Raw genomic sequence first — 6,323 nt, forward strand, 5'->3', positions numbered from 1 at the left:
GGCTAAAGGTTATGATGACATCCCCTGATTTGCCCATTTACTCCTGAAAAACCGATCCTCTGGGCCAGTTCAGAGTTATCCGGCTCTGCCTTGGAGTTTTGTGTCTAAAATCACAAATTCCTAGCACCAAATTACAAATAAATCACAAATTCCAATATTCAATCGTTCGACCTCGAGGTCGAACGATTGTTATTTGTTTGATATTTGATATTTGGAATTTGGAATTTAATTTGCTCTATTTGAGATAGGCGCACCCCCATGGGGGTAAACCAAAGCCAGGTCTTCTGGGCCAGGATATTAATGGAGGTAGTGCATGAAACAATCTGCGTTGGAAACTAGCGATATAAAACGACTTGTAGAGCTGTATGCGCTGGGCCACGAGGGGCCTGCAAACGAGGCCCCTTTTTATCTGCACGCCCTGGGATTTGACGGCGAACCGGGCAAATTAGGAGCAGAACTGATCTCTGCCTTCAACAAGTCGGCGCAAGCAGACCCAGAACTTGCCAGATACGCTTTGGACCTCCCGCCTGCCGTCCATTTTCCCGATACCGTGGTCCTGATTGATGCCTCCAATGACCGGCTTCCAACCGGCCCTGAATCCTTTCGGGTGCTTAAGGATGAAATCGCCCGGTCAGATATCAAAGCCCGTTGTTTATTAGTGAACACAAGGCCAGAACTGATGGAGGCCGTGAATGAGAACCCTGGCTCCACCCTGGTTATAAGTGAGTGTGTCGACTCCAGGGCATACAACCTTGAAGTTCTGGAAAATCTCGAGCAAATGGGAGTTATTGTACTGCCCGGCCGGGTCACGGCGCCGGGGTCCATCTTCTCCAACAAGGGGTTGACCTACCAGATGCTTCAGGATGCGGGGCAAGAAGACCTGCTGGCACGGTATGTAACCGTGCCGGCCTCGCAGATGAACACATCCCGGGTGGTTGCTTCTATTTTGGATAATGTCGATAAATTCTCCCGAGAATGGAGTACGCGTCGCTTCTTTGTAAAGCCGGTTACAGGCGGCAGCGGTGTAGGTGGATTCCGGATCTCGCTTACGGACAGAGGGTATTTCGTTCCCGACCTTTCCAAAGTCACCGGGGATGCTCTGGAAATTCACCCCATACACCTGGATTTGGATCCGCATGATGACCGTCGGCTTGACGAGCTTTTGTGGATCTTTTCCCTGTTTTCAGCCGACCCGTACTACCGCAAACAATACATATGGGTGGATTTGGAAACGCTCAAGGATCGCTATGGAACCGGCGACGACCGCGAGGCACTCAGGCAGCACCTTTTAAAGACCGGGGCTGTCCATACCGGCGGGGCCCAAGATAGAAGCCTGGATCGCGACAGCATGCAGGCCAAACTTGAAGAGGCGGTCAGACGCTATGAAGAGTATTTTTCCAAGCGGTATGATCCTGTATTCTGTGAGCATATCGACTTCGGGGCCTGGGGTCTTAGAGTTCACTACCGCCTCACCGGGCGCGGCATACAGTTAGAGTGCATATATGCCAGAATTTTTCAGTTGGCCCTGACCGAGGAAGGGGTCAGTTATGTCGGTTCCGACAACATTTCCAACAAGCATACCGGCGTGCTCGAGGCAGTGCGCCTTACTCCCATAAAAGAAGTTATGGTCAATACCGTCGGGGGCCATGCTGCTTTTCTGGATCTTCTCAAAAGAGGCGGCCTGGCCGCGTTAGCGCTGATCTCTACCCAGCAGCCCGATTTGCGCCGACGCATCCCGGTGCGCTGCCAGATTGACATTGCACCCATAGACGGTAAAATAGGAGAAGGCAACGCCGACACGGCGCGGGGACAGGCCCTGGGGACGCGCTGGTCCAGTTTTACCGCCGACATGCGCCAGTGGTTCCAGGACTGCTTCAGACATTACTCACTCCGCAAATCCGGCGGCTGAACGTTATTTTGAAAACAGCTATAAAACCGGTTGGGAAAAATACATATGGATGAAATAAGTATTAATTATAAGGAATTGATGGACAATCTTTTTGATGGTGTCTACTTTGTAGATGGAACTAAAAGGATTCGATATTGGAATAAAGCCGCTGAAAATATAACCGGTTATAAGGCTGGTGAGGTGTTGGGCAAACTCTGCTCGGACAGCATTCTGACTTTATATGACGATGAAGGACGCAATGTATGTGACGCCCTCTGTCCGCTTGAGAAGCCTGTCACCGATAGTCCCGTGCGAGAAGCGGAGCTGTATCTGCACCATAAAGACGGGCGCAGAATCCCGGTGGCGATTCGTATCACTCCCATCAGAGATTCTGAAGGATCGATCATCGGTGCTTTGGAATTATTCAGTGATATCAGCTCAAAATCAGCGACCCTTTTGAGAATAAAAGAACTAGAGAAGCTCTCAATGACAGACACTCTGACCATGCTGGCCAATAGAAGATATATTCAAATGGAACTTGAAAGCCGTTTGCAGGAACTGGCTCGATTTAACTGGCCCTTCGCTATTCTTTATCTGGATATCGATCATTTTAAGGCTATCAACGATACTTGCGGACATGAGGCTGGTGATGCGGTATTGAAAACGGTGGCTGATACGCTGGTCGCCTGTGTCCGGCCGTTTGATCTGATTGGACGCTGGGGTGGTGAAGAATTTGTCGGTATCATGCGGAATGTAGATGAAAAAGGCTTATATCATATTGGTGACAGATTGCGGCAGCTGGTTGAAGCATCGTATGTAGCCATTGATAAAAAAAAGATTAGCGTCACGGTTTCTGCAGGGGGGACCATGGCAAAAACGGATGACACCGTGGAAGAGCTTGTCAAACGGGCGGATGAGTTGATGTTTAAAAGTAAAGCGGCCGGGCGCAACTGCTTGACGGTCTCCGATTAACCCTTCAGAACCTCCTCTAATTTTTCCAATAGAGATGTAAGGTTAAACGGCTTTTGGATAAAACCTTGAGCACCTTCATCCAAAATCTCCCGGGCAGGGCCATCGATGGAATATCCACTACAAACGATGACTTTCAGATTCGCACGAGCCTCCATGAGTTGCGGATAAACTTCCTTCCCCTCTATATCAGGCAGCATAATATCGAGCAGGGCTAAATCAATATTTCCATCATAACTTTTGGCGATATTAACTGCTTCTTGCCCGTTCACAGCCACCAAAACACGGTAACCCAACCTTTCTAATAGTGCCCGGCTTACATCCCTAACTATTTCTTCGTCTTCAATAAGGAGGATAGTGCCACTATCTTTGGGCAACTCGCTCTTTGGCGTTGCAGGTATTTTGGCCGGCGCTTCTATGGCAGGCAGGTAGATGCGGACCACAGTTCCTCTGTCTGCTTCAGAATATATAGAAATCCATCCATTATGGTTTTTTACGACACCATATGCAGCAGCCATACCAAGCCCCCGGCCAGGAGACTTGGTGGTAAAAAACGGCTCAAACATTTTGCTTCTTATTTCATTATCCATCCCCTTACCATTGTCCTCGACTTCGAGGCAGGCATGGTATCCGGGCTTAAGAGCTGAATGGTATTTTACAAACTCATCATCAATCTCTTCCCCTCTGATACTGATCCGAATGTGACCCTCACCTTCGATAGCCTCTGATGCATTGGTCAAAATAGCGGAAAATACCATTTGCATTTGAGCCGGATCGGCATTTATATTCAAAACATCTGTCAACAGATCTGTTTCGATCTTAATGCGATGATCGATACCATGCAGTATTAACGGCAGTACGGTTTTCACAAACGCATTCAATGACATGGTTTCAGCCTGATATTTGCCTCCTCTGGCATAGGCCAAAAGTTGATCTGTCAGTTTAGTCATCCGATCAACGGAACCCTTCATCTGCTGGATATACCCGGCAATGTTTTCATTGTCCGGCAAATCCATCTCCATTAGATCAATGTTGCCGGTTATGCCGGATAAAGCATTGTTAAATTGATGCGCAATTCCGCCTGCCAAGGTATTAATGGCTTTTATCTTGTTTAGTTCAGCGGTTCGTTTTTCAACACTTTTTTTCAACTCGTTATGAGCCTTTTGTAACGCCTCTACTGCTTGCTTGCGCTCAACGTCTACTTCAGCAAAATAGAGCGCCATCTCGATGGCAATGTTAAGGTCTTCAGGCTGAAATGGTTTGAGAATAAAGCCAAAAGGATAAGTAAGTTTGGCGCGCTTAAGCCTTTCCTTATCTACGTGAGCGGTAAGGAATACAACCGGAATATCAAATCGGGTGCGTATTTTCTCGGCAGCTTCAATCCCGTCAATCTCACCTTTTAGCACTATATCCATCAACACTAAATCAGGTGTATTCTCTTTTACCTTTTTAATGGCGTCTTCTCCATAAGCTGCTATTGCGGAGACACTATAACCAAGTCTCTTCAACCGGCTTTCTAAATCCATTGCGGTAATGGCGTCGTCTTCCACAATCAAGATTTGTGCTTTAGCCATGGGTACCTCGTTCGATATTGGATTGCGGGTTTTGGTTTTATCAAGTGTTGCGCGCCAACCAAATTTGGTTCTTCTCCCAAAACATGGTCCTATGGGCCTCCGGCTCGTAGAGCCTACGCCTCGGAGAGTCAGGATTCTTTACTAATCAGGAATCCGAATCAGATCGATGTCTGCATCCATCCAGGCCGGGAACGATTTGCGGTACTTTTGCAGCTCAGAATAAGAAAGTTGGGCGGTATGTGTACAGGCAGCGTGGGCCTTTTGAAAAAGAATATTTCCCGCCGGATCGATGACACAGGTGTCACCGCTGTAGGTCAGGCCGTTGCCGTCGGTGCCGACGCGATTAACGCCGATGACGTAACACAGGTTTTCAATGGCGCGGGCCTGCAGCAGGGACTTCCAGTGCATCGCACGTTTTTCGGGCCAGTTGGCGATAAAGATTGCCAGGTCGAAACGGTTGGAGATATTGCGTGTCCAGGCGGGAAAGCGCAGATCGTAGCAGATAAAGGGGCTGATCTTCCAGCCGTGCAATTGGACTATGATGGTTTTGTCGCCGGCGCTGTAAACCTTTTCTTCGCCCGACATGCGAAAAAGGTGTCGTTTGTCGTAAATCAAAAGCCGTCCGTCCGGCTGGGCCCACAGCAGGCGGTTATAAAAATTGCCGGCGGCGTTAATGATGACACTGCCGGCAATCGCAACGTTCTTTTGGCGTGATTTTTCCTGAAGCCATTTGACGGCGCTGCCGTCCATGCCCTGGGCCAGATTTGCGGGATCCATGCTGAAGCCGGTCGTAAACATCTCCGGCAAAATAATCAGATGCGTATCTTCTTGAATGTCGTTAATCTTTTGGTCAAATCCGGCCAGGTTGGCATCAATATCCTCCCAGACCAATTCGCTTTGAATAATCGTTAGCTTTAAATCCGGCATAGTTTTTTTGCAGCCCTTTCCAAAGTTTCGTCTTTTTTTGCAAAACAGAACCTAAGCACACGATGATCATCGTTTTGGTGATAAAACACTGAAGGCGGTATCGAAGCCACCCCGTGCCGGATGGTCAGCCGTTTGGAAAACTCGATATCGGACTCATTGCTGAGGGAGGCATAATCGAGCATTTGAAAGTATGTTCCCTCACAGGGGACCGCCTTAAAGCGCGAAGTTTCGATCAGTGCCAGGAATTTATCGCGTTTTTTTTGATAAAATTCAGAAAGCTCCAGATAGGCCTCCTGGTTCTGCATGAATTCCGCATACGCATGCTGAATCGGCGTATTGGAGGCAAAGGTGAGAAACTGGTGAATCCTCTGAAATTCTTTGGACAGCGGTTCCGGTGCCAGGCAGTAACCGATCTTCCAGCCGGTAGTATGGTATGTCTTGCCGAAGGAACTGATGACAAAACTTCTTTGGGCAAGTTCCGGATGCCGGGCCATGCTCTCGTGGATCAGACCGTCGAAGATAATATGCTCGTAAACCTCATCGCTGATGATCAGCATATCCGTATCTACGACAATACGTTTTAAAGCGGATATGTCTGTTTCCGATAAGACGGCGCCGGTGGGATTGTGGGGCGAATTTAGAATTATCAGCCGTGTTTTTGAAGTGATTGCAGCTTGAACGTCATCCCAGTCAATGTGATAATCCGGAAAGTTAAGCTTCACAAATACCGGCACTCCGCCGTTTAATGCAATCGCCGGCACGTAACAATCAAAAGCCGGCTCAATCACGATAACTTCATCGCCGGGATGAACGACTGCGCTGATGGCCGCAAACAGGGCTTCGGTGGCACCGGAGGTTATCGTAATTTCCGTTAAAGGATCGTAAACGGCGTTGTAGAGTTGTTGGGTCTTTTCCGCAATCCTTTCCCGCAGCGCCAAAACGCCCTGCATGGGTGCGTACTGGTT

General features: G+C 48.5%; 5 protein-coding genes. 2 read left to right on the plus strand and 3 right to left on the minus strand.

Going from position 1 to position 6,323, the window contains the following annotated elements; translation table 11 throughout:
- Window positions 1–313 precede the first annotated feature (313 nt).
- Together V3S16_RS02200 and V3S16_RS02205 are read left to right on the plus strand one after the other, a co-directional pair.
- Window positions 314–1,909: a hypothetical protein gene (locus V3S16_RS02200; protein ID WP_413883039.1), complete on the plus strand. Its 1,596-nt coding sequence runs from the start codon at window positions 314–316 to the stop codon at window positions 1,907–1,909.
- Between the two features lie 45 nt (window positions 1,910–1,954).
- Entirely contained in the window at window positions 1,955–2,860 is a 906-nt protein-coding gene (locus tag V3S16_RS02205; protein ID WP_413883040.1) for a diguanylate cyclase, read from the plus strand.
- Here V3S16_RS02205 and V3S16_RS02210 read toward each other — a convergent pair.
- From V3S16_RS02210 to V3S16_RS02220, 3 genes are all read right to left on the minus strand, one after another.
- Window positions 2,857–4,431, minus strand: a complete 1,575-nt coding sequence (locus tag V3S16_RS02210; protein WP_413883041.1) for a response regulator — start codon at window positions 4,429–4,431, stop codon at window positions 2,857–2,859. The genes V3S16_RS02205 and V3S16_RS02210 overlap by 4 nt on opposite strands.
- Window positions 4,432–4,572: 141 nt before the next feature.
- Entirely contained in the window at window positions 4,573–5,358 is a 786-nt protein-coding gene (locus V3S16_RS02215; RefSeq protein ID WP_413883042.1) for an amidohydrolase, read from the minus strand.
- The coding region (locus V3S16_RS02220; protein ID WP_413883043.1) for a methionine aminotransferase at window positions 5,346–6,323 on the minus strand (978 nt) is incomplete at its 5' end. The genes V3S16_RS02220 and V3S16_RS02215, both read right to left, overlap by 13 nt.

Source organism: Candidatus Desulfatibia sp., from assembly GCF_036446775.1.
In the GTDB taxonomy this organism is placed as follows: Bacteria; Desulfobacterota; Desulfobacteria; order Desulfobacterales; family UBA11574; genus Desulfatibia_A.